Source organism: Streptomyces sp. NPDC126503 (assembly GCF_040302405.1).
Classification (GTDB): domain Bacteria; phylum Actinomycetota; class Actinomycetes; order Streptomycetales; family Streptomycetaceae; genus Streptomyces; species Streptomyces gulbargensis.
The window spans coordinates 44,394-70,326 of sequence record NZ_JBEORS010000010.1 but is presented as its reverse complement, the minus strand read 5'-3'; the positions used below and the strand labels follow the sequence as shown (position 1 = coordinate 70,326).

The window sequence follows — 25,933 nt, the reverse complement described above, 5'->3', positions numbered from 1 at the left end:
ACCGGCGACAGGCACGCGTCGCGGGGCACGGCCCCCGCGTGTCGCCCCGCGCCTGCCCGGTCCTACGGGCCGGCGCGGGGGTGCGTGGCGGTCGGTCACCACTCCGGCATCAGAGGCGTGCCCGGCGCGTGGCGTCGCCAGGTCTCGGTGATGCGGGCGAGGCGGCCGGGGGCGGCGATGCCGCGGACCGTGGCGATCCTGCCGGCCGTGAGGTCGAACGTGACGGTGCCCATGACACGGTCGTCGAGGACGAACAGAAGGGCCGGGCCGCCGTTGACGGTGGCGTAGTGGACGGCGGGGGTGCCGCCCGCGAGGCGGCGCTTGGCCGGGGTGGGCTTGAAGCCGGCCCGCACGACGACGGCGATGCGCCGGACCGTGTCGTACCGCAGCAGCGTCCTGGTCAGACCGGCACCGTCGGAGAGGGCGGTCGCGTCGTCGGTGAGCAGGGCGACCAGTCGCTCGGTCCGGCCCGAGGTCGCGGCCTGGAGGAATTCCTCGACGATCCGGCGGGCAGACGCCGGATCGACCTCGCCGCCGGGGCGGCGCGTGGCGGTGACACGGCGCCGCGCCCGGTGGAGGTGCTGCTGGCTCGCGGACTCGGTGAGATCGAGGATGTCGGCGATCTCGGCGTGACTGTACGAGAACGCCTCCCGCAGCACGTAGACGGCCCGCTCCAGGGGTGAGAGGCGCTCCATGAGCATCAGGACGGCCAGGGAGACCGACTCCCGCTGCTCGAAGGTCTCGGCCGGGCCGAGCATGGGGTCGTCGTCGAGGAGCGGTTCGGGCAGCCAGGCGCCGGCGGTGCGCTCCCGGCGGGCGTGAGCCGAACGGAGGCGGTCCAGACACAGGTTGGTGACGACCTTGGTCAGCCAGGCTTCCGGGACCCTGATCCGCTGCCGGTCGGCGGCCTGCCAGTGCAGGAACGCGTCCTGGACGGCGTCCTCGGCGTCGGTGGCCGAGCCGAGGAGCCGGTAGGCCAGGGAGGCCAGCCGGTTCCGGTCGGCCTCGAACCGGTCGGTGTCGAAACGGTCCGCGGTGGTGTCCACGCGCCTCACCCTAGGCGACCGTCGTCTCGGTGCTCACCCGCGGGGCGCCGGCCACCCGGTGCTTGCGCGTGGGCAGGCCGAAGGTCGGGTGCGAGGTGGCCCACAGCGACATCGCGAGGATGCCCGCCTTGATTCGCGCGGCCTTCCGCCCGCCCATGTACGCCGGTCGGGCCCGGCCGTCGCCGTCCACCTTCTGGAGGATGCCGTCCCTCCTCCCGAGGCTGATGTGGTTCCCCACGTATTCGAGCTTGGTGCGCGCGACCTCACGGCCGGTCAGCTGTCCGACGATCGCCTCCACGGCCTGGCGGCCGGTGTAGCCGGCCGTGGCGCAGGACATCGGCAGCGGCAGGCCGTTGTCGCCGACGGCGTGGGCGCTGTCGCCAGCGGCGTAGACGTCCGGATGCGACAGGGACCGCATGGTGCGGTCGACGAGGATCCTGCCGTCCCCGGTGACGGCCAGCCCACCGGCGGCGGCGAGGGGCTGGACGGTGAACCCGGCCGTCCACACGGTGGCGTCGGAAGGAAGGGCGGCGCCGTCGGCGCAGCGCACCTCCGTCGCCCCGACGGCTTCGACGGTCGCGTGTTCGAGGACGGTGACGCCCAGGCGGTCGCAGGCCTGGCGCAGATGGCGGCGGGCTCCGGCGGAGAGCCGGGCGCCCAGCTCGCCCCGGGCGATGAGGGAGACGGACAGTCCGGGCCGGGATTCGGCGATCTCGGTGGCGGTCTCGATACCGGTCAGTCCGTCGCCGACGACCAGCACCCTGCCGCCGGCGCCCTGACTGGTCAGGGTGTCCAGGCGTTCGCGGAGGCGCAGGGCCGAGGGCCGGGCGGCGACGTCGAAGGCGTGCTCGGCCGCGCCGGGGACGGCTCCGTCGCCGTGGCTGCCGAGCGCGTAGACCAGCGTGTCGTAGGGAAGGTCGCCGCCACCGTCGGCGTCGGCCACCGCGACGGCGCGGCGGTCGGGGTCGAGGGCCGTGACGCGGCCCAGGCGCAGCCGTATCCCCGTACCGGCGAAGACATCGGTGAGCCGGGGGGCGTCGATCGGCTGCCCGGCGGCGAGTTGGTGCAGCCGCATGCGCTGGACGAAGTCGGGCTCGGCGTTGACGACGGTGATCTCGGTGTCCGCAGGGGACAGGCGGCGGGCGAGATTGCCGGCCACGTGTGCTCCCGCGTAGCCGGCGCCGAGGACGACGATGCGGTGCTTCATGGTTGCTCCTGTCGGGTCGGTCGTTCTGTCGGGCCGCTTGGCTGTCGGTCCGGGCCTCGTGGGTTGAGCGGGACAGCGCGCCGATTCCTGACAGAAGGCCTCCGTGACGCGCGTCACAGAGGCCCCGACGACGGCTGATCACGGCGGCGGTGGGTTGCGCCGAAGGTGCCGGACCGAGGGCCCGGCGGGGCCGAGGGCCCGGCGGGACCGAGGGCCCGGCGGGACCGAGGGCCCGGCGGGACCCGCATCCCCTCTCCCTGGTGCTGCGCGCGCTGTCGGCCGGGCTTCGAGCAGGCCGCCGTCTTCGAGGAGTACACGCGTTGCCGGCTGCGCCGCACGCCGGGCGGCCCGCTCCGTGGGGCGGGTGAGGACGAGGGGACGGGTGGGGCCTGTGGGGCGGGTTAGCCTCGGAGCATGCCCTCACCGTCCTCCGCGCGCGGCGCCGTCCGGCCGCTGCCCCTTCCCGAGATCACGCGCACCGAGTGCCGGAGGTGCGGTGCGCTCATCAAGGGGCTGAACCACCGGTACGCCTGTACGAGCTGCGGGTGGGTCAACCCGTCCGGCGAAGGGAGCAGACCGCTGCCGGCGGTGGACCCCTGGCCGGTGGACGAGCGGCCCCGGACCCGCTGAGGCCCGCCCGTCGCCCCGACGGCGGACACCCACATGGCGGGCGCGTCCGGAGGGTCCCGCCCCCACGCCGTGTCCGCCGGAGCGCCTACGGGCGGCCTGAGAGCCCTTGCGCGCCGGGCACGCTTCCTCCTGCGCCGGGCGCACCTCAGGGTGGGAGTCGGCGGCCGTGCGCTCGTCGGTACAGGTGAATCCGGGCCGGTGGGCGTTGGTATGCCAATGTCATCGGGCACGTCTCCCCCCAGCGGTTCTCGCCGTTGAGAGGGACACGGATGACGAGTCAGGCCACCGAAGTCGAGCTGGAGGATCTCCTCCACCAAGCGCTGCGCGCCGCGGAGAGGGACGCGCGCTGGGCGGTCCGTTCGGAGGGGATGTGGTGCCACGCCGTGCCCCGGGAGGGGACGCAGCGCGAGCAGGGCTGGAAGTTGCACGTGTCCGCGACGGTCGCCTCGGCGCCGGCGGTCCTCGCGAAGGCACTGGACGTGCTGGTGCGGGGTGATTCCGCCTTCAAGTTCGCCCGGTCGCTGGACCAGGTGCGGGTGCTCAACTCGCGGGGTGCGCCCCGGGGCAGCTCGGGCAAGGTCGTCACCGTCTATCCGTCGTCCGACGAGGAAGCGGTACGGCTGGCGCAGGAGCTGCACCGGGCCACCGAGGGACTCGACGGGCCCCGGATCATGTCCGACCAGCCGTACGCGGCCCACAGCCTGGTGCACTACCGCTACGGCGCCTTCGTCGGCCGGCGGCGGCTGTCCCAGGACGGGCTGCTGATCTGGTACTTCCTCGACCCCGACGGCAATCCCGTGGAGGACAGGCGGACGGGTCAGTACGAGCCGCCGTCCTGGGCCGTGTGTCCGTTCCCCGCCTCGGTGCCCGCTCCGCCGCGCCCTGCGCAGGCGCCCGCGAAACCGGTGGTGATCGGTGGCCGCTTCGCGGTGCGGGAGGCGATCCGGCACACCAACAAGGGCGGTGTGTACCGGGGTTCCGACGTCCGTACGGGCGAGCCGGTGGTCATCAAGGAGGCCCGGCCGCATGTGGACACCGACGACACCGGCCGGGACGTCCGCGACTGGCTGCGGGCCGAGGCGCGGACCCTGGAGAAGCTGAAGGGGCTGGGACTCGCCCCGGAGCCGCTGACGCAGTTCGAGCACGGCGGGCACCTGTTCCTGGCGCTGGAGGAGATCCCGGGCGTCGCGCTGCGCAACTGGGTCGCGGAGCACTTCCGGGACGTCGGGAGCGAGCGGTACCGCGCCGAGGCGCTCGCCCTGGCCGGACGCCTGGTGGACCTGGTGGCGGCGGCCCACGCGCACGGCTGCGTGCTGCGGGACCTGACGCCGGGCAACATCATGGTGCTGCCGGACGGTGAACTGCGCCTGATCGACCTGGAGCTCGCCGTCCTGGCGGACGACGACGCCCTGCCGACACGCCTGGGCACGCCCGGGTTCAGCGCTCCGGAACGGCTCACCGACGCCCCCGTCTCCCCCACGGCCGACTACTACAGCCTCGGCGCCACCCTCTGCTTCGTGCTCGCCGGCAAGGTGCCGCAGCTGCTGGCCGAGGAACCCGCCGACCGTCCCGACGAGGAGCGTCTCGCCGCGTGGCTGGACGCCTGCGCGGCCCCGTCGGCGCTGCCGCCCGCGCTGGCCGAGGTGATCCTCGGCCTGATGCGGGACGACCCGGCCGAACGCTGGGACCCTGCGCGGGCGCGCACGGCCCTGCGGGCCGCGTCCCCCCTGCGGCCGGTGGGCGACGCGGCCGGTCCGGCGCGGAACGGCCAGGACGTCGAGGCGGCCGTGGCGGGGATCGTCGACCACCTGGTCGACTCCATGACCCCGGAGGACGAGCAGCGGCTGTGGCCGGTGTCCACGACGGCCGGGGAGACCGATCCCTGCACCGTGCAGCAGGGCGCCGCCGGCGTGCTGGCGGTCCTCACGCGGTACTTCGCGCTCACCGGCGACCCCCGGCTGCCGGAGCTGATCTCCACCGCGGGCCACTGGATGGTGCGCAGGACCGACACCCGTTCCGCACGTCCCGGTCTGCACTTCGGCGCACGCGGTACGGCGTGGGCCCTTTACGAGGCGGGGCGGGCGGTCGAGGACCGCCGGCTCGTCGAGCACGCCCTGGAGCTGGCCCTGGCCCCGCAGGTGACGACACCCAGCCACGACATCACCCACGGCACGGCCGGCAGCGGGCTCGCCGCGGTCCACCTGTGGCACCGCACCGGTGACGCGCGCTTCGCCGAGCTGACCGTCGAGGCGGCCGACCGGCTGGCCGCCGCCGCGCGGCGGGACGCCTCCGGGGTGAGCTGGGCGGTGCCGGCGGAAGCCGCCGCGCAGGAGGCCGGCAAGCGGTACCTGGGCTTCGCGCACGGCGCGGCCGGCGTCGGCTGCTTCCTCCTCGCCGCTTCCGCCGTCTCGGGGCGCGAGGACCACCGGGAGCTGGCCCTGGCGTCGGGCGAGCTCCTCGCCGCGAACGCCCTGAGGATCGGCGAGGCCGCGCAGTGGCCCGCGCACTCCTCGGACGCTCCCACGGCTCCGTACTGGTGCCACGGCTCCGCCGGCATCGGCTCGTTCCTCCTCCGGCTGTGGCAGGCCACCGGCGACGACCGGTTCGGCGAGCTCGCCCGCCGCGCCACGTACGCGGTCACGGAGCAGGCCTCCCGGGCCGGCGGGGCCCAGTGCCACGGCCTGGCGGGCAACGGTGACTTCCTTCTCGACATGGCCGACGCCACGGGCGATCCCGCCTACCGTGCCCGGGCGGAGGAGCTGGCCCGCCTGATCCTCGCCGAGGGGGCGTGGCGCCGCGGCCATGTGGTCTTCCCCAACGAGTACGGGGACGTCTCGACCAGCTGGAGCGACGGGTCGGCCGGAATCCTGGCCTTCCTGCTGCGGATCCGGCACACCGAGCCCCGGCACTGGATGGTCCAGTCGCCGGTCTGATCGGCGGGAAGTTCCTGCCGTAGTTTCAACGGAAAGGGAGAACCCCATGGAGAACCGCGACCTCGAACTGCTGGCTGAGCTGCACGCCCTCCCGGAGACCGACCCGGTCGGCGTCGACGGCGAGCCCTTCGCCGGCACCTGTTCCTGCGTCGGCCTGCTGACGCTGCTGAACACCGTCTGCATCGGTATCACCTGCGCGTAACGCGGGCATCGCCCCTCGTCCGGTGGCCGTCCCGGGACAGCCGTCGGACGGGGGGTCCGTTCCCTTCCGGCGTGGCCGCTCGCGGCCGCGCCGCGCAGGTGCTTCCGGGCCGCGCGGTTCCCCCGCGGGCCCGGCCCGGACCACCGGTTCCACCGCGCACCCGGCCCGTGGGCCACGGGCCGGGTGCGGTGCCCTTCCGCCCGTACGCCGTGCGGGGCGCGGGTGGGCACTCGTAGATGAGGAACAGACCCCATGCAGCTCCCCGCCGGTGACGAGGACCCCACCCGCGCCGCCCTGCCGACCACCGCCGTCATCAGCGCGCACCCCGCGCCCCACACGTCCGGGACGGCGTACGCGATCAGCACGCGCGCGCTGGTCAAGAGCTACCCGGGACCGGACGGGACCGTCGACGCCGTGCGCGAGCTGGACCTGGACGTGTTCCAGGGCGAGACCTTCGCCTTCCTGGGGCCCAACGGGGCGGGGAAGTCGACCACCATCTCCCTGCTGTGCGCGCTGGCCCGCCCCACCTCGGGTCAGGCCGTGGTGGCCGGTGTCGACGTGACGAGCCGCCCGCAGGAGGTACGGCGGCGGGTCGGCATGGTGTTCCAGCGCAGCGCCCTGGACCCCGATCTGACGGCCGACCAGAATCTGCTGATCCATGCCCGGTTGTACGGCCTCGGCCGCCGCTGTGCCCGGCGCCGGGCGGGCGAGGTGCTCGAGGCGGTGGGGCTGGCCGACCGTCGGCGCTCCCCCGTCCGCACGCTGTCGGGCGGGATGCGGCGCCGTCTGGAGATCGCCCGGGGGCTCCTGCACGCCCCGGAGGTGCTGTTCCTCGACGAGCCGACGACCGGACTCGACCCGCACGCGCGCGCCCAGGTCTGGGAGCACCTGCGCACGCTGCGCGAGCGGCACGGCAGCACCCTCTTCGTCACCACCCACTACCTGGAGGAGGCGGAGCACTGCGACCGGATCGCGATCATCGACCACGGCCGGCTCGTGGCCCAGGGCACGCCGACGGCGCTCAAGAGCGCCGTCGGCGACGACAAGGTCCACCTGCGCACCAGTGACGACACGACGGCCCGGCGGCTCGCGGGCATGATCGCCCCGCCGGACCGGCCTGTCACCGTGGACGCCGACGGTGTCCACCTGCGGCTGCCCGACGGGAGCACCTGGATCCCCCGCCTGTGCGCGGTCCTCGAGGAGCACGGCATCGCCGTGCGGGCCGCCTCCGCGACCCCTCCGACGCTCGACGACGTCTTCTTCCACCACACCGGCCGCAGCCTGCAGGCCACCGGCCGCCCGCCCGCGGCGCCGCCCCGGCAGGGCACCGCGGCGGACTCCGGAGGTGCGCGATGACCACGGCGACCCTGCCCGTCCCCGGGACCGCGCGAAGCGGCGGGCCGTCCCGGACGCGGCACGAACTGCGGGCCGTGCACGCCCTGGTGCACCGGGATCTGCTGCGCCTCGCCGGACAGCCCGTCCACACCGCTCTGACGCTGCTGCACCCGCTGCTGTACCTGTTCGTGCTGGGCGGCGGACTGGCCACGCTGATCCCCAAGGCCTCGCTGGGGGTCGACTACCGGATCTACCTCTTCCCCGGGATGCTGATGATGACGGTGCAGATGCCGGCCATCACGGTCGGGGTCCGGCTCATCACCGACCGGGAGAGCGGCTATCTGCGGGAACTGCTGATGGCTCCGGTCAGCCGGTCGACGCTGCTTCTCGGGAACTGTCTCGGCGGCACCCTGGTCGCCGCCGTCCAGGGCGCCCTGCTGCTGGCTCTGGCCGGTGCCGTCGGCCTGCCGTACGATCCGGCGCTCCTGCTGCTGCTCCTCGGCGGCATGCTGCTGACCTCCTTCACGCTCACCGCCCTCGCGCTGGCCCTGGCCGTGACCCTTCGCAGGGCGGAGATGTTCCACATGCTGCTGGGGCTGGTGATGATGCCGCTGCTGTTCCTCTCCGGCGCGTTCTTCCCGCTCGACGCCATGCCCGGATGGGCCCGGGTCCTCGCCGACATCAACCCGCTCGCCCACGGGGTGGACCTGCTGCGCCGCTGCATCGCGCTGCGGGTGCCGGACGGCGCCGCGGCCGGCGGCATCGAGTGGGGCGGCTGGCAGCCCCCGCTGCTCCTCGAAGCGGGCCTGCTGTTCGCCGCGGGGGCGCTGGCCCTCGGCTGGGCCGCCCACCGCTTCGGCCGCCCGGAGTGACGCGGCGCCAGCCGGCGGACCGGCTCGCGGTTTCGACGCCGAGGTGAGTACGCGTACTCACGCGCGGATGTCCTGAGTTCCCCATGCTGGTGCGCGACCGCTATTCCGCCCCAGGGGGACATTCATGGACCAGGCCCTTCAGTTGCGTGTCGCGACTCCGCTCGATCTCGACTGGATCGGCGAGTTGCGTCACCGTGTCTACGCGGAGGAGCTCGGCCAGCATCCGGCGCACCCCTCGGGGAGGTTGAGCGACGCGCCCGCCGAGGGGGACGGCGACGGGCCGGGCGACGCGGCCGTGCGGCTGGTCGTGGCGCGCGGTGCCACGAAGATCGGTTTCGTGAGCATCACGCCGCCGTGGGCGGGCCGCTACGGGCTCGAGAAGTACGTGAGCCGTGACGCGCTGCCGCTGCTGTCGGAGGGCGCCCCCTTCGAGGTCCGGATCCTCACGGTGGAACCGGGCCTGAGGTCGACCGTGGCCGCGCCCCTCCTGATGTACGCCGCGTTGCGCTGGATCGCGTCGCGCGGCGGCCGGCGGGTGGTGGCGATGGGCCGCACGGAGCTGCTCGGCATGTACGTCGCGACCGGCCTGCGCCCGGTCGGCCGCACCATCCGCTGCGGCGACGTCACGTTCGAGGTGCTGACCGGCTCGGTGGCCGAGCTGACGCGGAACGTCCTGCGGCGGTACGGCACGGTCGTGGAGCGGCTGCGGGCGTCGGTGGACTGGCGTCTCGACGCGGACTTCGCGCCGCGGGCGGACGGCTGCGAGCACGGGGGTGCCTCCTTCGGTGCCATCGGAACGGACTTCCGGACGCTGGAGCGGCGCCACGAGGTGGTCGCGGCGGACGTGCTGGACGCCTGGTTCCCGCCGGCTCCCGGGGTGCGGGCGGTGCTCGCGGACGATCCTTCCTGGGCGGCGCGGACCTCTCCCCCGACCGCCGCGGACGGCCTCCTCGCCGAGATCGCCCGAGCCCGGGCGCTCCCGCCGGAGTCTCTGGTGGTGGGGGCCGGTTCCTCCGACCTGATCTTCCGGGCGTTCGGACGGTGGCTGACGGCGGAGAGCCGGGTGCTGCTGCTGGACCCCGGCTACGGCGAGTACGCCCATGTCACCGAGCGGGTGATCGGCTGCCGCGTGGACCGGCTCGCGCTGCGCCGCGCGGACGGCTGGCGGATCGATCCCGAGCGCCTCACGGCCGCCGTCCGGGCGGGAGGGTACGACCTCGTGGTGGTGGTCAATCCGAACAACCCGACCGGGCGTCACGCTCCGTCGGCACAGCTGCGGGCGGCGATCGAGGCCTCCCCTGCCGACACCCGGTGGTGGATCGACGAGGCGTACCTGGGCTACGTGGATCCCGCGGACTCCCTGGCCCCTCTCGCCGCGGCCGACCGGCGGGTGACCGTCTGCACCTCGATGTCGAAGATGTTCGCCCTGTCGGGGGTCCGGGCGGCCTATCTCGTGGCCGCTCCGGAGACCGCGGGGGAGCTGCGCCGCTGGACCCCGCCGTGGGCGGTGAGCCTGCCCGCCCAGCTGGCGGCCGTGGCGGCGCTGCGCGATCCCGCCTACTACGCCGCCTGCTGGGAGCGGACCCACGTGCTGCGGGGCCGGCTGGCCGCGGACCTCCGCGCCCTGGACGGCTTCAGCGAGGTCGGGGAATCGGTGGCGAACTTCGTCACCGTGACGCTGCCGCACGCCGGGCCGAGCGCCGCGCGCCTGGTCGGGGAGTGCCGGCGGTACGGCGTCCACCTGCGGGATCTGTCGCCGATGTCACCGGCGTACGAGGGGCGTACGGTCCGGATCGCGGTGCGCGACACGGAGGAGAACGCGCGGATCGTGGCCGCCTGCCGGAGCGCGCTCGACGCGCTGCGGCCGGGGGACGCGGTGCCGGCACCGGCCGTACCGGGTGGGCGGGCCGGCCGGTGACCACCGTCGCCGACCTGGTGCCCTTCCTCGGCGGGGCCCTGGTGGCCGGGGGTGTGGCGGTGGCGGTGTCCCGCCGCCGGGAACTGGTCCTGCGCTGGTGCGTGTGGGCGGCCGGTGTCCCCCTCCTGACGGGCGCGTTCTGGCTCGGGCCGGGCGGTGCCGCGGCCGTCGCCGCGCTCGTCGGGGTCGTGGCGGTCGTCGAGTTCGGCGGCCTGCTCCGGCTGACGCCGGTGGACCGTGCCGTGCTGGCCGCGTCCGTCGTCGCACTGGTCCTGGCGGTGTGGCTGGTGCCCGGGGAGCTGCCCCGGGTGGCGGCGGCCTGCGCGCTCGCGGTGGTCGGTGTGCCGCTGCTCGCGGGGGACGCCGCGCACGGTCTGCGGCGGGCCGGCGCCGGGCTGCTGGGGCTGGTCTGGCTGGGGCTGCTCGCCGCGCTGGTGCCGCTCGGGGCGACGGGCCTCGCCCTGTTCACGGCCGTGTCCGTCGCCGACATCGTGGCGTACGCGGCCGGTCCGCGTCTCGGCGGCCCCCGGCTCTCCCCGTTGTCGCCCGCCAAGCGGTGGAGCGGCACGGTCGCGGGGGCGGCCGCCGGGCTCGGGGCCCTGGCCGCCCTGTCGGCCTGGAGCCTTCCCCTGGTGATCGCCGTGGCGGTGGGCGGCCCGCTGGGCGATCTCTTCGAGTCGATGGTCAAGCGGGGAGCCGGGGTGAAGGACGCGGGCCGCTGGCTCGCCGGCTCCGGCGGCCTCCTGGACCGGATCGACTCCCTGCTCCTCGCGCTCGCCGTGCTGCTGGTGCTCCGCTGAGGGCGGCGGTGCGGCGAAGGGGACGCGGGGCACACCACCCGCGCCGGGTCCCGCCTCCGCGGGGGCGGGACCGGGTGGCGGACCCGCCCGCGCGGTTGCCGGACGGCGGTGCTCAGGGCCGGTGGAACCGCACCTCCGGGTGAGCCGGGTCGGGCCCGTCGAGGAGGGGCTGGTCCCTGCCCCGCAGGTGCTCGTCGAAGAAGGCGGCCACGTAGGCGCGCGTGACGGACACGGCGCGGTCCGCCGGGAGGGGGCCGTCCGGGCGGCCGACGTGGCGGAGGATCAGGGGCGCGTCGGAGAAGTCGAGATGGCCGGCGCGGTCGACGGTCAGCCAGTGCTTCTCACCGCGCACGTCCGCCCAGGTGGTGTCCCAGGAGGTGTCCCCGCCGCCCGGCCGGTGGAACTCGTCGGTGCCGAGGAACAGGAACGGCCGGCCGCCGAGACCGTCGGCGGGCGGCGCGTCCCAGAACGTGCCGTCCATGTTCACGCCGGCGTCGATCCGCCGGTCGGCGGCCATGGCGGGGACGGCGCTCGCGCCGCCGACCGAGTGGCCGGCCATGCCGACGCGCGTCGGGTCGATGGCGGAGGCGTACCGCCAGGCGGGCCGGGGACCGGTCAGCCGGTCCAGGAGGAACCGGGTGTCGGCGGCGCGGGCGCCGGTGACCAGGTGGCCCTTGGTCCACTCGTTCCCCTCCATGACGGTGCACGCGACGCAGGTCAGGGTGCGCCCGCCGGGAACCGCCGTTCCGGACGACTCGTAGGCGTGGTCGACGGAGGCGACGACGTAGCCACGGGAGGCGAGGTCGGTGGCGAGAGCGGTCAGGGTGAAGCGCGGCATGCCGAAGCCGGGCGAGAGCACGACCAGCGGGTGCCGACCCGGGGCGGGGCGCACGTCCGGCACGCTGTGCGTGCGGGCCTCCGCCACCTGCCGTGTCGCCACCGGGTCCTCGACCGGCACGCCCCGCAGCAGGAGCCGGGCCTCCTCCGGTGTCGCGTACGGGGCGGGCCGGCCGGGGCGGTGCCGGGCGGCCGGGTAGTGCAGGGTGACCATCAGTTCGCGGCCGTCCGCCTCGGGGACCCAGGGGTCGGTGCGGGAGCGGTCCACGAGGTGCAGGACGGAACGTCCCACACCGTACGGTCCGGTGGGGGCCGGCAGGCTCAGGCGTCCGGCCGGCCGGTCGGGGGTGGTCGTGGCGGCGGGCGGAGGGGCCGGAGCGGCGGTGGCGGTGGTGGCGGCGGCGGCCGGTAACGTGACGGCGCAGGCGAGAAGGGCGGCGGTGGCCGCCCGGGTCAGCTTCCTCATGCCGGGGACGCTACGGGCCGGGCCGGGCGCCCCGCGTCCTCCCACGGTCGCAACCGGCGCCGGGGCCGTACGTCCCGGGTCGGACGCGGATCTCCGCCGGGCAGGCTCCCGGACCCGGGCCGGGCCGCTCCCGGCCCCGCCGTCCCGCCGGCGGGGTCAGCCGAGGGAGAGCTGCCAGTAGGCGGCCGCGCGGTGACTCCGGTGCGGGGGCCGGACTTCGACGGTGAGCGGGAGGCCCTTCCGGCTCGCGGTCACCCGTACCGGGACCGTGCGCTTCTCGTCCTCGGCGAGCGGCCGGTCGAGGAGTTGCTCGGCCTCGCGGAAGTCGAGCCGGTCGATGGTGCCGTCGGCGGCGGCCCAGGACGAGTCGGCCGGCCGGCCGGGGCGGACGTCCAGCGTGTCGTCGTGGCCGCCGGTGTCCGGTTCCAGCGTCTCGTCCGAGCCGTTCTCGAAGGTGACGGTGATGCGGTAGGTCCTGCCGTCGTCCTCCGGGCGGGGCGGGCCGACCGTGACGCGCACGCCGTCCTCGTACCGTGCGGTGGCGCCGGCGGGCAGCGGCTCCACCGCGCTTCCGGCGTACGCGCGGGGCATGTCCAGCTGTCCGTCCCCGTCCAGGCCCTTCTCGAACTCCCGCAGGCTCCACGCGCCGAGGATCACGAGGACGAAGGCGGCGACCAGGGCGACGGAGCAGCCCACGTGCCATCGCCGGGTGCTCCCGGCGCCGCCGGTCCCGCTGTGTGCCTCGTTCGCGTTCACGGGGATCACCGTAGGCGGGCCGCGACGGCGGCTCCTGAGCACCCGTACTCATGTGCGCCCCAGTACGGGTGCCCGGTGCGTCCGGTCGGATGAGCGGCGGGTGAATTCCGGCTCCGCCTGCCCGGCGGGCGGGAAGGGGCGTCGGAGAGTGGGCGCACGCGCGGTGCGCGTGACCGTCGAGCGGGAGTCAGGGGAGTCGGATGGGCAGAGGTCCGGTCGTCCGTTGCCGTCGGGCGTTCGTCGCCGTGGTGCTGGCCGCCGTGTCGGTGGTGACCGTGTCCGGGGCGGGCGCGGCGCACCGCGCCTCCGGGACGGTCGCCGCCGTCGAGGGGGTAGGGCAGAGCCCGCCGGCCGTGTCCGGGGCGGTGCCCGCCTTCGACGTGGCGCCGGCCCGGGCGAGCCTGACGCGACTGCTGGGGCAGCGGACCGCCGCGCAGTTCACCCTGGTGCCGGTCCCGAAGGGGGCCGGCGGTGACCACTTCGCGGTCTCCGGCCCGGCCGGCGCGATCCAGGTGCGGGGCACCTCGCCCGCCACGCTGCTCACCGGCGCCGGCTGGTACCTGAAGGAGGTCGCCGGGGTGGACCTCGGGTGGCCGGGCGACAGCCTGGGCCGGCTGCCCCAGATCCTCCCGGCCGTCGCGGGGACGGTGACCCGGTCGGCGGCGGTGCCCCACCGGTACGCGCTGAACGACACGGACGAGGGGTACTCGGGCGCGTACCGCGACTTCGCCACGTACCGGCACGACATCGACCGGATGGCGCTGCACGGGGTGAACGAGGTCTTCGTGCCGACGGGCGCCGAGTACCCCTACTACCGGGCCTTCCAGCAGTTCGGTTACAGCGCGGCCGAGCTGCGGGAGTGGATCCCCGGCCCTGCGCACCAGGGCTGGTGGCTGCTGCAGAACATGTCGGGGTTCGCGGGGCCGGTGTCCGAGCAGTTGATCGAGGCGCGCGCGGCGCTGGGCAGGCGCGTCGCCGACCACCTGCGGTCCCTGGGGATGACGCCGGTGCTGCCGGGTTACTTCGGCACGGTGCCGCCGGAGTTCGCCGCGCGGAACCCGGGCGCGGTGACGGTGCCGCAGGGCCGGTGGGTGGGGTTCGAGCGGCCGGCGTGGCTGGACCCGACCGGGCCGGTGTTCGAGCGGGTGGCCGAGGCCTACTACCGGATCCAGCGGGAGCGGTTCGGTGACACCGGCCTGTTCAAGATGGACCTGCTGCACGAGGGCGGCACTCCGGGCCCGGTCGACGTGGCGGCGGCGGCCGGGGCGGTCCAGCGGGCCCTGGAGGCCGCCCGGCCCGGCGCGACCTGGGTCATGCTGGGCTGGCAGCGCAATCCGACGGCGGAGCTGCTGAGCGGGGTGGACCGGCGCCGGGTCCTCATCCTGGACGGCCTGTCGGACCGTTACGACGGGCTCGACCGGGAGACGCAGTGGGGCGGTGCGCCGTACGCGTTCGGCACGATCCCCAACTTCGGCGGTCACACCACCATCGGCGCCAACACGGGTGTGTGGACGAGCCGTTTCGACGCGTGGCTGTCCAAGCCCGGGTCGGCGCTGAGCGGCATCGCCTACCTTCCGGAGGGCACCGGCCAGAACCCCGCCGCGTTCGCCCTCTTCACCGAGCTCGCCTGGCGGCCGGGCGCGGTCGACCAGAAGGCCTGGTTCGCCGGGTACGCGGCGCGGCGCTACGGCGGTGCCGATCCGCACGCCGCCGCCGCGTGGGAGGCCCTGCGCCTCGGGCCGTACGGCATGCCCTCGGGCACGTGGAGCGAGCCGCAGGACAGCCTCTTCACCGCGCGGCCGGGCCTGACGGTGACCAGGGCCGCCCGGTGGAGCCCGACCGCCATGCGGTACGACGCCGCGACGGTCGAGCGGGCCCTCGCCGAGCTGTTGCGGGTGGCGCCCGCGCTGCGGACGACCGACGCGTACCGCTACGACCTCGTGGACGTGGCGCGGCAGGCGCTCACCAACCGGAGCCGGGTGCTGCTCCCCCGGATCAGGACGGCGTACCAGGGCCGGGACCTGGAGGGCTTCCGGACCCTGGTACGGGAGTGGAACGGCCACCTGGACCTGCTCGGGCGGCTGGTCGCCTCCGACCGGCGGTTCCTGCTCGGGCCGTGGCTGGCCGACGCGCGGTCCTGGGGCGCCGACGCGGCCGAACGCGACCGGCTGGAGTACGACGCCCGGTCGATCCTGACCACGTGGGGCGGGCGCGGTCCCAGTGAGGAGGGCGGGCTGCGCGACTACGCCAACCGGGAGTGGGCGGGGCTGGTGCACGACGTGTACGCGCCGCGCTGGGCGGCGTATTTCGAGACCCTCGACCGGGCGCTGGTGACCGGTACGGAACCGGTGGCGGTGGACTGGTTCGCCCGGGACGACGCCTGGGCGCGCGGCCACCAGCGGTACGCCACGGCGCCGGTGGGTGATCCGGTCGTCCTCGCCGAAGAGGTACGGGCGGTGCTCCAGGCCTCGACGGCAGGGGCCGCGCGGTGAGAGGAAGGCGGGTCAGCGGCGTGGGCGGAGCACCCGCAACTCGCTCACCTCGTACGACATCTCGGTGGCGTCCGGGTCGGGCGCGGGGTGATAACGGCCCGCGCACACCGAGAGGTTGACGATGAGGTACGCGTGCCAGTGGCGGCCCACGCCGACGCCGTCGGAGAAGACCCGGGCGTCGTCCACCCACCACACGACCGAGCGGGCACCGAACTGGGTGCGCAGCCGCACCTCGCCGCCGGGCCGGATGCCGGGGTCGCGGTGGTAGTGGTATCTGCCGCGGACCCGGTTGGACAGTTCGAGCAGGTCGGGGTTGTCCGGGTGGTACTCGAAGACGTCGATCTCCTGACCGCCGTCGCGCCAGGTCCAGATGGCGGGCCAGGCGCCGATCTCCTCGGGGAGCCGCACCCGCGCCTCCAGGATGTCCCCCGTGCGGACCTCGAACGCCTCGCGGCTGCCCTCGGTCGTGAGGAGTCCCGCGTCCCACAGTCCGTCCTCGCGGCGGGTCGCGCGGAAGACGCCCGAGCGGCTGTACGCGGGGTCGGCCACCAGGTGGTCGAGTTTGTTGTCCCCCGGGTTGACCGGGCCGCCGTCGGGATAGGCCCACGAGCGGCCGGCGACCCACTGGGTCTCGGAGGTGAAGTCGGCGACGAAGACCGGTTCCGTGGCCGAGCGTGGTGACTGCATGGGCGCTCCTGCGGTGTCTGGTTCTCTCCCGTTGCCTGCCCGCCGGGGCCGCCCTCCATCCGGAAGGAGGCACTCCTTGTCGTGAAGTCGTCACAGAGGGTTGACGTCGGGTTGGTCGGGCAGGGGAGGGTCCGGGTGGACCGCGCGGCCGGGCGGGGAGAGGGTGGGCGGGGTACCGGGAAGTCCTCTGGAGGTTGGCGCATGCTCTCGCCCACGTACCGCCCGTCCGTCCGCCGGCGCCGTCTCGGCGTGCTCGCCCTGCTGTGCGTCCTCTCCCTCATCCCGCTCGCCGCGTGCGGGCGCGGCGGCACCCCCGGCACTCCGGTCGCCTCGTCGGCCCCCGTGTCCGCCTCCGCGTCCGCCCCGGGCGCGGGCGAGCGGGGCGGCCGGCTCCCCGCGGACGACTCCCGGGTGCGACGCGAACTGCGGGAACTGGAACGGGCGTACGGGGCGCGGCTCGGTGTCCACGCCGTGGACACGGGAACCGGCCGGGAGGTGTCCCACCGGGCCGACGAGCGGTTCGCGTACGCCTCGACGTTCAAGGCCCTCGCCGCCGCCGCGGTCGTCGACAGGTACTTCCCGGAGGAGATGGACCGGGTGGTGACCTACGGCGAGGAGGACTTGCTCGCCCACGCGCCCGTGACCCGGAAGCACGTGGCGACGGGCATGACCCTGCGCGAACTGTGCGAGGCGGCCGTCCGGTTCAGCGACAACACCGCCGCCAATCTGCTGCTCGACGCCCTGGGCGGGCCGCAGGGCCTGGCGGCCGCGCTGCGGGAGGTGGGCGACACCGTCACCCGGGTGGAACGGTGGGAGCCCGCGCTGAACGACTGGGCCCCGGGCGCCACGCGGGACACCACCTCGCCGCGCGCCTTCGCCCGCGACCTGCGGGCGTTCGTGCTCGGCGACGCCCTCGGGAAGGACGGGCGGGCCCTGCTGACGGAGTGGCTGCGGACCAACACCACCGGGGACGCTCTCGTCCGGGCGGGGGTGCCCCGTGACTGGGTGGTCGGTGACAAGACCGGGACGGGCGGCGCGTACGGGATCCGCAACGACATCGCCGTGGTCTGGCCGCCCGGCAGGGCCCCGCTCGTGATGGCGATCATGACGAACTGTCCCGCCGCGGACGCCGCCCATGACGACCGGCTGCTCGCGCGGGCGGCCGCCCTGGTGACGGAGTCGCTGGGCGACGGGCACCGGTGACGGACCGAGGCACGCCTCCTACGCCTCGCCGGCTCGCCACCAGCGGCCCGCGCCCCGCCGGACCGGCCGCCCGCCGGGGTGGCCGCTCAGCGTCCGGCAGAAGGGACAGAGCAGGTCGTCATGGTCGGCGGGGAACGGCGGATCGGCCGGGGCCGTGCCCAGAAGCTCGGCACGGACTCCGGAGATGTACTCGTCGTGTTCGTGTGGATGCTTCGTCATGTCAAGCCAACCGACATCTTCGGTCCGTGGGGACGGGAGGCGCCGGCCCCGTGACCCGACCGAGGCAATCCGCCGCCCCCGCGCTGACATCGTCACGGTTCACCACCGGGGCGTGTCGCTACCGGTGGGGGCGGCGGGTGACCGGCCCGCCCGGCCCGCGGCCCCTCAGAGCGCCTCCGCCTTCGCCAGGGCGTCGCTGACCAGCCGGGTCGCGAAGTCACGGTCCTCCGTGAGCCGGTTGACGTGGTCCGCGAGAAGGAAGACGGTCGCCTCCAGGGACGTCATCTCGTGCGGGGTCCAGTCGCCGTACTGCCTGCGCCACAGGCTGGGGCTCAGGCCGCTGCCCGCGGCGACGAGCAGACCGGCCATGGTGGGCACGGCCTCGGGGCGGATGCTCCGGGTCATCGCGCGCATCGAGCCGACGAGACTCGGGACGACGTACTCGATGACGTCCTTGTCGTGGCTCTCGTAGGCCCTGCGCAGCCACTGCATGTACATGTAGAGGAGGGTGCAGGCGCCGTCCAGGAGGTCGTCGATCCCCTCGGGGCCGAGGGAGGCGGCGAACTGGTGCACGAGCTCGCGCTGTTCGGCGTCCGGCCGGGTCTTCCCGTCGTAGACGGCCTTGAGTTGGGAGTCGATCATCATGAGCGCTCCGCTCACGTCACCGACCGGGGCGTGCTGGGGGTCGCAGGGGGATGACACGGGTCTGCCTCCTCGGGTGACCGCCGGTGCGCGGCACGGCGGTTCGGGGCGTCGGGTGTTCGCGGGGTGCGGGTCGTCGCGGGGTGTGGCTGTTCGCCGGGGTTTCCGCTGCGGGCCGGTGCCGGAGCCCGGCCGCGGGGTGTCAGCGTGGTGCACGGCGCACCGGCGGTGAGCGGGATCGTGGCGGCGATCACCCGAACCGGTGACGGCCCACCGCCACCGGGCGCCCTCCGGGAGCAGCCGCCGGCGTAGGACCCGGGAGGCCGGGTCGCTACGATGCGTCCCAGGGCCGGGGGCGCAAAGCGGTCGGCGACGGGCGTCCGGAGCGGGCGGGGTGCGCGGCCGGCTCGCGGTCCCCGCCGCCGTACCGTCGACCCAGGGGGACACCGCCGCGTGAACGCGATGCCGTCACCACTCCTCCCCGTACCCTCCAGGCCGCCGGCCGTCCCGGTGGGTGCGCTGGCTCCGCTGTCCCGGCCCGGCTGGGTCGAGGCGGGCCGGCATCTGCTCGCGGGGCTCGAGCTGGCCGTCTCCGAGGTGAACCGGGCCGGGGGGATCGGCGGGCGGCCCCTCGCCCTGGTGGTCCGGGACACCGCGGCCGACCCGGAGCGGGCGGCTAGGGCGGTGGAGGAGCTGGCGGGGCTGGGCGTGGCCGCCGTGACCGGGGAGTACCACAGCGTCGTCGCGCGGGCCGCCGCCGCGAAGGCCGACGAGCTCGGTCTGCCGTTCCTGTGCTCGTCGGCGGTCCTGGACGGACTCACCGAGGGGCCGACGGACCGGGTGGCCCGGCTCGCACCCGCCCAGTCGCACGGCTGGCGGCTGTACGCGGACTTCCTGCGCGACGCGGGCCACACCCGTATCGCCGTGGTGACGGAGCCGGGCGCGTACTGGGCGTCGGGGGCCCGCATCCTCCGTGACCGCCTTGCCGCGCACGGCGGTTCCGTGACGACGCTCGACGCGCGGGCCCTCTCCCCCGCCGCGGTCTGCGAGGCACTCGCCGCAGACGGGGTCGGCGCGCTCCTCCTGCTGGTCGGCGTCCCGGAGCCCGCGGCGTCGCTCGTACGGGCCGTCCGCCGCGACCGGCGCCTCGCCGGGCTGTTGCTCGGCGCTCCGGCGGGGCAGCCGGAGTTCGCCGGGTGGTCGGACCTGCTGGGGGACGAGGGCGCCGGCATTCCCTTCCTGCGCTATCTGCCCGAGCGTCTCGGGCCGCGCGGCGTACGGGTCGAGGCGGCCCTCCGCGAACGCCTGGGCACCGCGCCCTCGTTCGTCGCGTTCGAGGGCCACGACACGATCACGGTCCTGGCCGAGGCGCTACGTTCCCACGGCACGGACCGTGCGCGCCTCGCCGCGTCCTGGGCCCGGGTGGCGGTCGACGGCACCCGGGGGACGATCACGTTCACGCGCGTGCCGGGCATCGGCGTACGGCAGTGGGCGTGGGCACCGGTCCAGGTCGTGGACCGGGACCCGGCCCGTCCCGACCGCTTCCGCGTGCTCCGCTCCTCCTGACGGACGCGTCCGGTGCCGCGCGCCCCAGGGGGTGCGCGGCGCCGGGGATCACGGACCGGCCGGTGCCTCGCCTTCGGTGAGTGCGCCGTCGGCCAGGCGGAGGCGGCGGTCGACGCCGATCGCCCGGAGGAACCGTTCGTCGTGGCTGACGACGACGAACGCTCCCCGGTAGGCACGGGCCGCCCGGCGGCCGGCCGGCGGTTTCAGCCCCCGTACAGGGCCCGGCAGAGGTCGGCCGCGCCCATGGGGGCGTCGATCCTCCGGGCCTCCTGGCAGAGGCGGCGCATCTCGCCGGCGTGGCCGGCGGCCGGTCGCTTCGGGGGCGAGGGCCGGGCGGGGGCGGGGACCGGGGGCCGGTGCCGCCGGGCAGGCCGCGGCACGGTGACCGCCTTGCGGGAGGGTGGCTTCCGGGCGCGGGGACGGGGCGGTGGCTTCGGGTGCGGCTTCGTGCGTGCCGTCGGCTCTCCTTTCGCCTCGGCCTTCGGTTCCGGGGGCCGTACCTTCGCCGTCCCGGGGCGCGGCGCGGAGGGTGGGGGCGGGTCGGGCGCGGGAGTGGTGAGTTCCTCACGGGGCGCGGCCGGGGAGGGGTCCGGCCAGGTGGGAAGCGGGGCCGGGGGCCGGTCGGCGGCCGGGAGCAGGTCGGCCGGCCGACGGGGTGCGTCGGCGTGCGGGACGGCGACGCACCCACCGGCCAGCAGCGCGGCCAGCAGCAGGAGCGCGGTGCGGCGGCGGGGGCGGTTCATGCCGTCACCGTGCCCGAGCCGCCCCCTTCGGCGCGGAGGACGGGACGCGGGTCCACTCGGGCGGGTGACGGGCCCGTGGGCGGAGGTGAACCGCTGTACGAGCCCGTCCGCTCAGGAGGCGCCGCGGCACGGGTGCCGGACAAGGGCGGGTCAGACCATGGGTGGGCGGCCGGGCGCGGGCGCGGTACGGAAGGAGATCCAGGCGTCGGGCGGGAGGTCCGGGCGGCCGGGCACCTCCCGGCGTTCCTCGGTCCACGCGTCGCCCGCGATCTCGGTGGCGACACGCCGCCAGAACCTCACGGCGGCCGTGTTGGCGTCCTGGAACGCGATGTCCCAGGAGCCGGGATGGCGGGCGACGATCTCCCGGACGGCGCGCAGGCCGACACCGGTCCGCCGGGCGCCGCGCACCACGAAGAAACTGTTCAGGACGTGGGTCGGCCCCGTCAGGCCCCGGACGAAGGCGAAGGCGACCGGCCGGTCGCCGACCCGCACCAGATAGGGGATCCAATCGGGCTCGCCGAAAGCCAGGTGGAGCCGCTCCTCGCGGAAGGTCCCGTCGGGGTGCGGCAGCACTCCCTCGAACTCCGACATGTCATGACGGAACATCAGCCACAGGCGTTCGACGGCGGGACGATCGGCCTCGCCGGCCCGCCGCAGGGACACCACCGGCCCGGACGCCTCGGACGGGCGGGACGGTACGGGTGACTCGGAGGGCCCGGACGGACGGGACGGTACGGGTGCTTCGGACGGTACGGAGGGGGGCATGGGGCTCCTTCGTGCGGGGCGGGTGCTTCCGGGCATGAAAAAGCCTTCCTGGCGGACGGGGTGTCCGGGCCGGGAAGGCTGAGCGACGGCGGGGATGCTAGCAGCCGTCCGACGTGCGGCGTACGGGCAGCGGTCGGGAGCCGCACGGGTGGTGTCCGGCGGAAGGGACCGCACCCGGCCTTCGGGACCGGTGGTCCTGTGCCGAAGGACCCGGTATGACACGTCTTCCGTCCCGAAGGTCCGCGCGGGCGGTCCTGCTCAGCGCGGCCGCCGTCTTCGCCACCGCCTCCACGGGCGTCCCGCCCGGCGCCGCGACCGCCGCTCCGCTCCCCGCCGGCGCTCCCGCCCCGGCCGTCGTCGTCACCCGGTCCGCCGTGCACCCCGTGGACGAGGGCGGCACCGCCCGCGTCGACCTGTCGGTGGTCACGCCCGGCGCGGTCCCGCTCGCGGGACCCGTCACCGTGGCGTACGCGACGGAGGGCGGAAGCGCCGAGCCGGGGCGGGACTACGCACCGGTGCGCGGCAGCCTCGTCCTCCCCGCGGGTACGCCCTCCGGGGCGAGCCGTTCCGTCCGCGTGACCGCCCTGCGCGACGGGGCCGCCGAGGTGGCCGAGACCGTCACGCTGAGGCTGACGGTCCGGGGCGCGCGCGGGCCCGCCGAGCCGCCGCTCGTCGTGGTGAACGCGCACGGACTGCCCTACCTCGACCGCCGCCTCCCGGTGCGGGAGCGGGTCGCGGATCTGCTCGGGCGCATGTCCCCGCGGGAGAAGGCCGGGCAGATGACGCAGGCGGAGCGCGGGGCGCTGCGCGCTCCCGGGGACATCGCCGGGTACGGCCTCGGTTCGCTCCTGTCGGGCGGCGGGTCGGCACCCACACCCAACACGCCGGCGGCCTGGGCGCGGATGACCGACGCGTACCAGCTGCGCACGCGGGCGACCCGTCTGCAGATTCCCCTGCTGTACGGCGTGGACGCGGTGCACGGGCACAACAACGTGGCGGGGGCGACGATCATGCCGCACAACGTCGGCATCGGCGCCGGGCGCGATCCCGGGCTCGCGGCGAGGACCGCCGCCGTCACCGCGAAGGAGGTGCGGGCGACGGGGGTGCCGTGGAGCTTCGCGCCCTGTCTGTCAGTGAGCCGGGACGAACGCTGGGGGCGTGCGTACGAGTCCTTCGGGGAGGATCCCGCCCTCGTCACCGCGATGGCGGCGGTGATCGGGGGGATGCAGGGCTCGCCGGACGGGACGGACCTCCACCGCGGCGACAAGGTCCTGACGAGCGCCAAGCACTTCGTGGGCGACGGGGGGACGGCCTACGGTTCCTCGTCCACGGGGTCGTACACCGTCGACCAGGGGGTCACCCGGGTCACGCGCGCGGAGCTGGAGGCCGTCCACCTTGCGCCGTTCGCGGAGGCGGTCAGGCGCGGGGCGGGGACGGTCATGCCCTCGTACTCCTCCCTCGACGTCCTCGGGGACGGCCGCGGGCCCGTGAAGATGCACGCGCACGCCGAGATGATCACCGGGGTGCTGAAGGGGCGGCTGGGCTTCGAGGGGTTCGTCGTCAGCGACTGGCAGGCGATCGACCAGCTTCCCGGTGACTACGCGAGCGACGTACGCACCTCGGTCGCCGCCGGGCTCGACATGATCATGGTGCCGGCGGAGTACCGGGAGTTCGTCCGGGTGCTCGTCGCCGAGGTGGAGGCCGGGCGCGTGCCGGTGGCGCGCGTGGACGACGCGGTGCGCCGGATCCTGACGCAGAAGTTCCGTCTGGGGCTGTTCGAGAAGCCGTACGCGGACACGACGCACCTGGCGGCGGTCGGCTCGGCCGCGCACCGCGCGGTGGCGCGGGAGGCGGTGGCCGGGTCGCAGGTGCTGTTGAAGAACGAGGACGCCGTGCTGCCGCTGAGGCCGTCGCAGCGGGTGTACGTGGCGGGGTCGAACGCGGACGACCTCGGGCGTCAGGCCGGTGGCTGGACCATCTCGTGGCAGGGGGCGCCGGGTCGGACGACGACCGGCACCACGATCCTGGAGGCGATGCGCCGGGCCGCTCCGGGGGCGGACATCGCGTATTCGGCGGACGCCTCGGCTCCGATCGGCGGGTACGACGCCGGCGTGGTGGTGATCGGCGAGACGCCGTACGCGGAGGGCCAGGGGGACGTCGGCAACGGTCACGCCCTGGAACCGGCGGCCGCCGACCTGGCGGCCATCGACCGGGTGTGCGGGGCTGTGCCCTGCGCGGTGCTCGTCGTCTCCGGCCGGCCCCAGCTGCTCGGCGACCGACTCCCGGCGATCGACGCCCTGGTGGCGTCCTGGCTGCCCGGCACCGAGGGCGACGGGGTGGCCGACGTGCTCTACGGCAGGCGGCCGTTCACCGGTCGGCTTCCGGTCTCCTGGCCCGCTTCCGAGTCCCAGCTCCCGCTGAACGTCGGTGACGCGCGGTACGCCCCGCTGTTCCCGTACGGCTGGGGGCTGACGACGCTCACTCCCCCACCGGCCGGGGGCGCGCCCGCCCTGCGGACGGCCGAGCGGACGGTCCGCGCTCTCCGGGCCGCCAGGCGCGCGCACACGCCGGAGGCCCGGCGCGTCGTGGAGCGTGCCCGCCTGATCGTCCAGGACCGGATCGGCCCACGGGTGGCCGAGTCCACGGCGAAGCCGTTCGCCGAGGCGGACCACCTGCTGGTGAGCGGTGACCCCGTCGGGGCGGTGGCGAAGCTGAGGGAGGCGTACGGGGTGGCGGGGGCGTGACGTCCCGGTGCTTCCGTCCCCGGGCGACGGCGCGCGCCCGGGGGCGGGGCCTTGTTCCCGCTCACCCCCAGGGGCTACCTTGCATGACATGGTTCCTGGCGAAGCAATGGACGAGGCGGGGAGCGGGGTGCCCAGCCAGCTGCGCAAGGGCGTGCTGGAGCACTGCGTCCTCGCGCTGCTCAGGGACGGACCGAAGTACGGCGTGGAGCTCCTGGGCGAGCTCGCGGCCGTCAGCGTCATGGCGACCAGTCAGGGCACGATCTATCCGCTCCTGTCGCGGCTGCGGCGGGAGGGGCTCGTCGACACCGAGCTCCGCGCATCGCCCAGCGGCCCTCCGCGCCGCTACTACACGCTCACGGCCGGCGGCCGGGCGGCCCTGGGCGAATTCGCCTCGGTGTGGCCCCTGTTCCGCGACGCCGTCGACCACTTCCTCAACGACCCGCAGGGGGATCCCGCATGAACGCCACCGAGCACCCGCTCGCCGCCGCCTACCTCGGCGCCGTCGCCCGCGAGGCGGCCGCGCTGCCCCCGGAGCGCCGGGCGGAACTGATCGCGGACCTCCGCGAGCACATCGAGGTGAGCGGTGCCGAGGGCGACGAGGAGGTCCGTGCGGTGCTGGACCGCCTGGGTGACGCCCGGACCGTGGCCGCCTCGGCGCTTGCGGAGGAGCCGGCGGCGCGGCGGGAGGAGGACGGCGCGCGGGGCGGGGTCCGGCTGACGCTGGGTCTGCTCACCTTCTCCGGCCTGCTGGTGCTGCTCCACCCGCTCCTCGGCACGATCGCCCTGTTCGCCGGCCTGGCCCTGCTGTGGAACTCGCCGCTGTGGAGCAGCCGGCAGAAGCTGACGGGCACGGTGACGGCGGGGGCGCCCCCGGTCGTCCTCGTGGTCGGCGGCCTCCTCGGGGCGGGGTCCCGTATCGGGCCGCTCGAACTCCTGGTGATCGCCGGGCTCACGGTGGGTGTGCCGTTCGCCGGCGCGACGGCGCTCCGGCGCGCGATCCGGCGCTGACCGCCGCCCTTCGGCCGGTCGGTCCGTCGGTCGGCGGCCCGCGCCGCCGTGCCCGGTCAGGGGCCCGGAGCTGCGGGCCGGGTCGCGGACAGGACGCCGATCTTGTCGATGCGGTGCTCGGGGTTGCCCTGGGCGTCGCGCCAGAAGTTGCCCGCGGCGTCGTCCTCGGGCGTGGCACAGGTGGAGAGGGTGATCATGGCCCGGGTGGCCTTCTCCCCGGGCTCGCCGGGGACGGCCGCCCGTTGTTCGGCGAGGGAGCGTGCCGAGCGGAACGAAGTCGTACGGGTCTCCACGATCCGGTACTCGTGAACCGTGCCGCCGGCCGTCACGTACACCGCGTCCCCGGTCTTCAGCGCGGGCAGGTCGCGCAGCGGGCCGCCCGCGGAGAGCCGGTGGGCGGTGACCAGGTAGTTGCCGATGTCGCCCGGTCCGACGCCCCCGCGGCTCCCGTGGGGGCTGGCGGCGACACCCCGGTCCTGGATCCGGGTGCCGGCCGGATCGTCGGTCGTCCCCTCGTACGGCAGGACGCGCAGGTCACGGACACCGATGGACGGGATGTCCAGCTCGGCGGGCCGCGGCCGTGCCGTCGGGGAAGGGGAAGGTGAAGGTGACGGTCCGGGTGGGGCCGGCGCGGGGGCCGGTGGGACCGCTGCGGGGGTGGAGACGGCGGTGACGGCCGTACCCGGCGTGGCGGCGCCGGCCGCGCCGGGGGCCGGCGCGCAGCTCGCCAGGAGGGTCACCGCGCAGGCCGCGACGGCGGTGGCGAGGGAACGGCGGGCGCGGGCGGCGCGGCGGGGAGACGTCCTGGGTGTGCGGTGCCCTGGACGCCGGCGGCGCCCTCCCGCCGGGAAGCGATCGCCCG

Annotated in this window: 23 protein-coding genes; 13 read left to right on the top strand and 10 right to left on the bottom strand. The window is 75.4% G+C overall.

Translation table 11 applies throughout. The features are described 5' to 3' along the window. Nucleotides 1-95: 95 nt before the first annotated feature. Nucleotides 96-1,046: a sigma-70 family RNA polymerase sigma factor gene (locus ABTY40_RS15775; RefSeq protein WP_352060000.1), complete on the bottom strand. Its 951-nt coding sequence runs from the start codon at nucleotides 1,044-1,046 to the stop codon at nucleotides 96-98. A gap of 10 nt (nucleotides 1,047-1,056) precedes the next feature. After that, nucleotides 1,057-2,253: an NAD(P)/FAD-dependent oxidoreductase gene (locus ABTY40_RS15770; protein WP_352059999.1), complete on the bottom strand. Its 1,197-nt coding sequence runs from the start codon at nucleotides 2,251-2,253 to the stop codon at nucleotides 1,057-1,059. 414 nt (nucleotides 2,254-2,667) lie between these two features. Here ABTY40_RS15770 and ABTY40_RS15765 point away from each other — a divergent pair, with 414 nt between their 5' ends. The 7 genes from ABTY40_RS15765 (at nucleotide 2,668) to ABTY40_RS15735 (ending at nucleotide 10,943) form a co-directional block, all read left to right on the top strand. Next, the gene (locus ABTY40_RS15765; RefSeq protein WP_352059998.1) at nucleotides 2,668-2,883 is read left to right on the top strand and encodes a hypothetical protein; all 216 of its coding nucleotides are present in this window, start codon (nucleotides 2,668-2,670) and stop codon (nucleotides 2,881-2,883) included. Nucleotides 2,884-3,152: 269 nt separating this feature from the next. After that, nucleotides 3,153-5,816 (top strand): class IV lanthionine synthetase LanL, encoded by a 2,664-nt coding sequence (gene lanL, locus ABTY40_RS15760; protein ID WP_352059997.1) that lies wholly within the window; start codon nucleotides 3,153-3,155, stop codon nucleotides 5,814-5,816. Nucleotides 5,817-5,862: 46 nt separating this feature from the next. Further along, nucleotides 5,863-6,018, top strand: coding sequence for a VenA family class IV lanthipeptide (locus tag ABTY40_RS15755; RefSeq protein WP_345277945.1), 156 nt, complete (start codon nucleotides 5,863-5,865; stop codon nucleotides 6,016-6,018). A 252-nt stretch (nucleotides 6,019-6,270) separates the two neighbouring features. Beyond that, complete coding sequence (locus ABTY40_RS15750; protein WP_352059996.1) at nucleotides 6,271-7,374, top strand: ATP-binding cassette domain-containing protein; 1,104 nt, start codon at nucleotides 6,271-6,273, stop codon at nucleotides 7,372-7,374. Continuing rightward, on the top strand, nucleotides 7,371-8,225 hold the full coding sequence (locus ABTY40_RS15745) for an ABC transporter permease (RefSeq protein WP_352059995.1): 855 nt from the start codon (nucleotides 7,371-7,373) through the stop codon (nucleotides 8,223-8,225). The genes ABTY40_RS15750 and ABTY40_RS15745 overlap by 4 nt, the downstream gene beginning before the upstream one ends. A 124-nt stretch (nucleotides 8,226-8,349) precedes the next feature. Continuing rightward, nucleotides 8,350-10,143 carry a histidinol-phosphate aminotransferase family protein gene (locus ABTY40_RS15740; RefSeq protein ID WP_352059994.1) on the top strand — a complete coding sequence of 598 codons (1,794 nt, stop codon included), beginning with the start codon at nucleotides 8,350-8,352 and terminating at the stop codon, nucleotides 10,141-10,143. Continuing rightward, a complete protein-coding gene (locus tag ABTY40_RS15735) occupies nucleotides 10,140-10,943 on the top strand; it encodes a phosphatidate cytidylyltransferase (protein WP_352059993.1) in 804 nt (267 codons plus the stop codon). The genes ABTY40_RS15740 and ABTY40_RS15735 overlap by 4 nt, the downstream gene beginning before the upstream one ends. Nucleotides 10,944-11,055: 112 nt before the next feature. Here the strand turns inward: ABTY40_RS15735 and ABTY40_RS15730 are convergent, their stop codons facing one another. Both ABTY40_RS15730 and ABTY40_RS15725 read right to left on the bottom strand, forming a co-directional pair. Beyond that, on the bottom strand, nucleotides 11,056-12,246 hold the full coding sequence (locus tag ABTY40_RS15730) for an alpha/beta hydrolase family protein (RefSeq protein WP_352059992.1): 1,191 nt from the start codon (nucleotides 12,244-12,246) through the stop codon (nucleotides 11,056-11,058). Nucleotides 12,247-12,402: 156 nt separating this feature from the next. Continuing rightward, nucleotides 12,403-13,002 (bottom strand): hypothetical protein, encoded by a 600-nt coding sequence (locus ABTY40_RS15725; protein ID WP_352059991.1) that lies wholly within the window; start codon nucleotides 13,000-13,002, stop codon nucleotides 12,403-12,405. A gap of 200 nt (nucleotides 13,003-13,202) precedes the next feature. Between ABTY40_RS15725 and ABTY40_RS15720 the strand changes: the two genes are divergently transcribed. Beyond that, nucleotides 13,203-15,494, top strand: coding sequence for an alpha-N-acetylglucosaminidase (locus tag ABTY40_RS15720; protein ID WP_352059990.1), 2,292 nt, complete (start codon nucleotides 13,203-13,205; stop codon nucleotides 15,492-15,494). Between the two features lie 12 nt (nucleotides 15,495-15,506). On the opposite strand, the gene ABTY40_RS15715 is transcribed toward ABTY40_RS15720, so the two are convergent. Beyond that, nucleotides 15,507-16,181, bottom strand: coding sequence for a LamG domain-containing protein (locus ABTY40_RS15715; protein WP_352059989.1), 675 nt, complete (start codon nucleotides 16,179-16,181; stop codon nucleotides 15,507-15,509). Between the two features lie 201 nt (nucleotides 16,182-16,382). Here ABTY40_RS15715 and bla point away from each other — a divergent pair, with 201 nt between their 5' ends. Continuing rightward, nucleotides 16,383-17,384 (top strand): class A beta-lactamase, encoded by a 1,002-nt coding sequence (bla, locus tag ABTY40_RS15710; protein ID WP_352059988.1) that lies wholly within the window; start codon nucleotides 16,383-16,385, stop codon nucleotides 17,382-17,384. An 18-nt stretch (nucleotides 17,385-17,402) separates the two neighbouring features. Here bla and ABTY40_RS15705 read toward each other — a convergent pair whose 3' ends face one another. Beyond that, nucleotides 17,403-17,603 (bottom strand): hypothetical protein, encoded by a 201-nt coding sequence (locus ABTY40_RS15705; RefSeq protein ID WP_352059987.1) that lies wholly within the window; start codon nucleotides 17,601-17,603, stop codon nucleotides 17,403-17,405. Nucleotides 17,604-17,768: 165 nt separating this feature from the next. Beyond that, nucleotides 17,769-18,305: a hypothetical protein gene (locus ABTY40_RS15700; protein WP_352059986.1), complete on the bottom strand. Its 537-nt coding sequence runs from the start codon at nucleotides 18,303-18,305 to the stop codon at nucleotides 17,769-17,771. A 402-nt stretch (nucleotides 18,306-18,707) separates the two neighbouring features. Between ABTY40_RS15700 and ABTY40_RS15695 the strand changes: the two genes are divergently transcribed. After that, complete coding sequence (locus ABTY40_RS15695; protein WP_352059985.1) at nucleotides 18,708-19,811, top strand: ABC transporter substrate-binding protein; 1,104 nt, start codon at nucleotides 18,708-18,710, stop codon at nucleotides 19,809-19,811. A gap of 203 nt (nucleotides 19,812-20,014) precedes the next feature. Here ABTY40_RS15695 and ABTY40_RS15690 read toward each other — a convergent pair whose 3' ends face one another. Continuing rightward, entirely contained in the window at nucleotides 20,015-20,554 is a 540-nt protein-coding gene (locus ABTY40_RS15690; RefSeq protein WP_352059984.1) for a hypothetical protein, read from the bottom strand. 150 nt (nucleotides 20,555-20,704) lie between these two features. Then, nucleotides 20,705-21,145, bottom strand: a complete 441-nt coding sequence (locus tag ABTY40_RS15685; RefSeq protein WP_502990588.1) for a GNAT family N-acetyltransferase — start codon at nucleotides 21,143-21,145, stop codon at nucleotides 20,705-20,707. A gap of 389 nt (nucleotides 21,146-21,534) precedes the next feature. Here ABTY40_RS15685 and ABTY40_RS15680 point away from each other — a divergent pair, with 389 nt between their 5' ends. From ABTY40_RS15680 to ABTY40_RS15670, 3 genes are all read left to right on the top strand, one after another. Next, nucleotides 21,535-24,063: a glycoside hydrolase family 3 N-terminal domain-containing protein gene (locus ABTY40_RS15680; RefSeq protein WP_352059983.1), complete on the top strand. Its 2,529-nt coding sequence runs from the start codon at nucleotides 21,535-21,537 to the stop codon at nucleotides 24,061-24,063. A gap of 88 nt (nucleotides 24,064-24,151) precedes the next feature. Then, nucleotides 24,152-24,523, top strand: coding sequence for a PadR family transcriptional regulator (locus ABTY40_RS15675; RefSeq protein ID WP_352059982.1), 372 nt, complete (start codon nucleotides 24,152-24,154; stop codon nucleotides 24,521-24,523). After that, entirely contained in the window at nucleotides 24,520-25,071 is a 552-nt protein-coding gene (locus tag ABTY40_RS15670) for an HAAS signaling domain-containing protein (RefSeq protein WP_352059981.1), read from the top strand. Before ABTY40_RS15675 ends, ABTY40_RS15670 begins: the two co-directional genes overlap by 4 nt. Nucleotides 25,072-25,127: 56 nt before the next feature. Here ABTY40_RS15670 and ABTY40_RS15665 read toward each other — a convergent pair whose 3' ends face one another. After that, nucleotides 25,128-25,811: a class E sortase gene (locus ABTY40_RS15665; protein ID WP_352059980.1), complete on the bottom strand. Its 684-nt coding sequence runs from the start codon at nucleotides 25,809-25,811 to the stop codon at nucleotides 25,128-25,130. Nucleotides 25,812-25,933 lie beyond the last annotated feature (122 nt).

Excerpts from the sequence above, each read along its gene's own strand:
- ABTY40_RS15770 (WP_352059999.1), bottom strand. The coding sequence starts at position 2,253 with ATGAAGCACCGCATCGTCGTCCTCGGCGCCGGCTACGCGGGAGCACAC.
- ABTY40_RS15765 (WP_352059998.1), top strand. The coding sequence starts at position 2,668 with ATGCCCTCACCGTCCTCCGCGCGCGGCGCCGTCCGGCCGCTGCCCCTT.
- lanL (WP_352059997.1), top strand. The coding sequence starts at position 3,153 with ATGACGAGTCAGGCCACCGAAGTCGAGCTGGAGGATCTCCTCCACCAA.
- ABTY40_RS15755 (WP_345277945.1), top strand. The coding sequence starts at position 5,863 with ATGGAGAACCGCGACCTCGAACTGCTGGCTGAGCTGCACGCCCTCCCG.
- ABTY40_RS15750 (WP_352059996.1), top strand. The coding sequence starts at position 6,271 with ATGCAGCTCCCCGCCGGTGACGAGGACCCCACCCGCGCCGCCCTGCCG.
- ABTY40_RS15745 (WP_352059995.1), top strand. The coding sequence starts at position 7,371 with ATGACCACGGCGACCCTGCCCGTCCCCGGGACCGCGCGAAGCGGCGGG.
- ABTY40_RS15740 (WP_352059994.1), top strand. The coding sequence starts at position 8,350 with ATGGACCAGGCCCTTCAGTTGCGTGTCGCGACTCCGCTCGATCTCGAC.
- ABTY40_RS15730 (WP_352059992.1), bottom strand. The coding sequence starts at position 12,246 with ATGAGGAAGCTGACCCGGGCGGCCACCGCCGCCCTTCTCGCCTGCGCC.
- ABTY40_RS15720 (WP_352059990.1), top strand. The coding sequence starts at position 13,203 with ATGGGCAGAGGTCCGGTCGTCCGTTGCCGTCGGGCGTTCGTCGCCGTG.
- ABTY40_RS15715 (WP_352059989.1), bottom strand. The coding sequence starts at position 16,181 with ATGCAGTCACCACGCTCGGCCACGGAACCGGTCTTCGTCGCCGACTTC.
- bla (WP_352059988.1), top strand. The coding sequence starts at position 16,383 with ATGCTCTCGCCCACGTACCGCCCGTCCGTCCGCCGGCGCCGTCTCGGC.
- ABTY40_RS15705 (WP_352059987.1), bottom strand. The coding sequence starts at position 17,603 with ATGACGAAGCATCCACACGAACACGACGAGTACATCTCCGGAGTCCGT.
- ABTY40_RS15695 (WP_352059985.1), top strand. The coding sequence starts at position 18,708 with ATGCCGTCACCACTCCTCCCCGTACCCTCCAGGCCGCCGGCCGTCCCG.
- ABTY40_RS15690 (WP_352059984.1), bottom strand. The coding sequence starts at position 20,554 with ATGAACCGCCCCCGCCGCCGCACCGCGCTCCTGCTGCTGGCCGCGCTG.
- ABTY40_RS15685 (WP_502990588.1), bottom strand. The coding sequence starts at position 21,145 with ATGTCGGAGTTCGAGGGAGTGCTGCCGCACCCCGACGGGACCTTCCGC.
- ABTY40_RS15680 (WP_352059983.1), top strand. The coding sequence starts at position 21,535 with ATGACACGTCTTCCGTCCCGAAGGTCCGCGCGGGCGGTCCTGCTCAGC.
- ABTY40_RS15675 (WP_352059982.1), top strand. The coding sequence starts at position 24,152 with ATGGTTCCTGGCGAAGCAATGGACGAGGCGGGGAGCGGGGTGCCCAGC.
- ABTY40_RS15670 (WP_352059981.1), top strand. The coding sequence starts at position 24,520 with ATGAACGCCACCGAGCACCCGCTCGCCGCCGCCTACCTCGGCGCCGTC.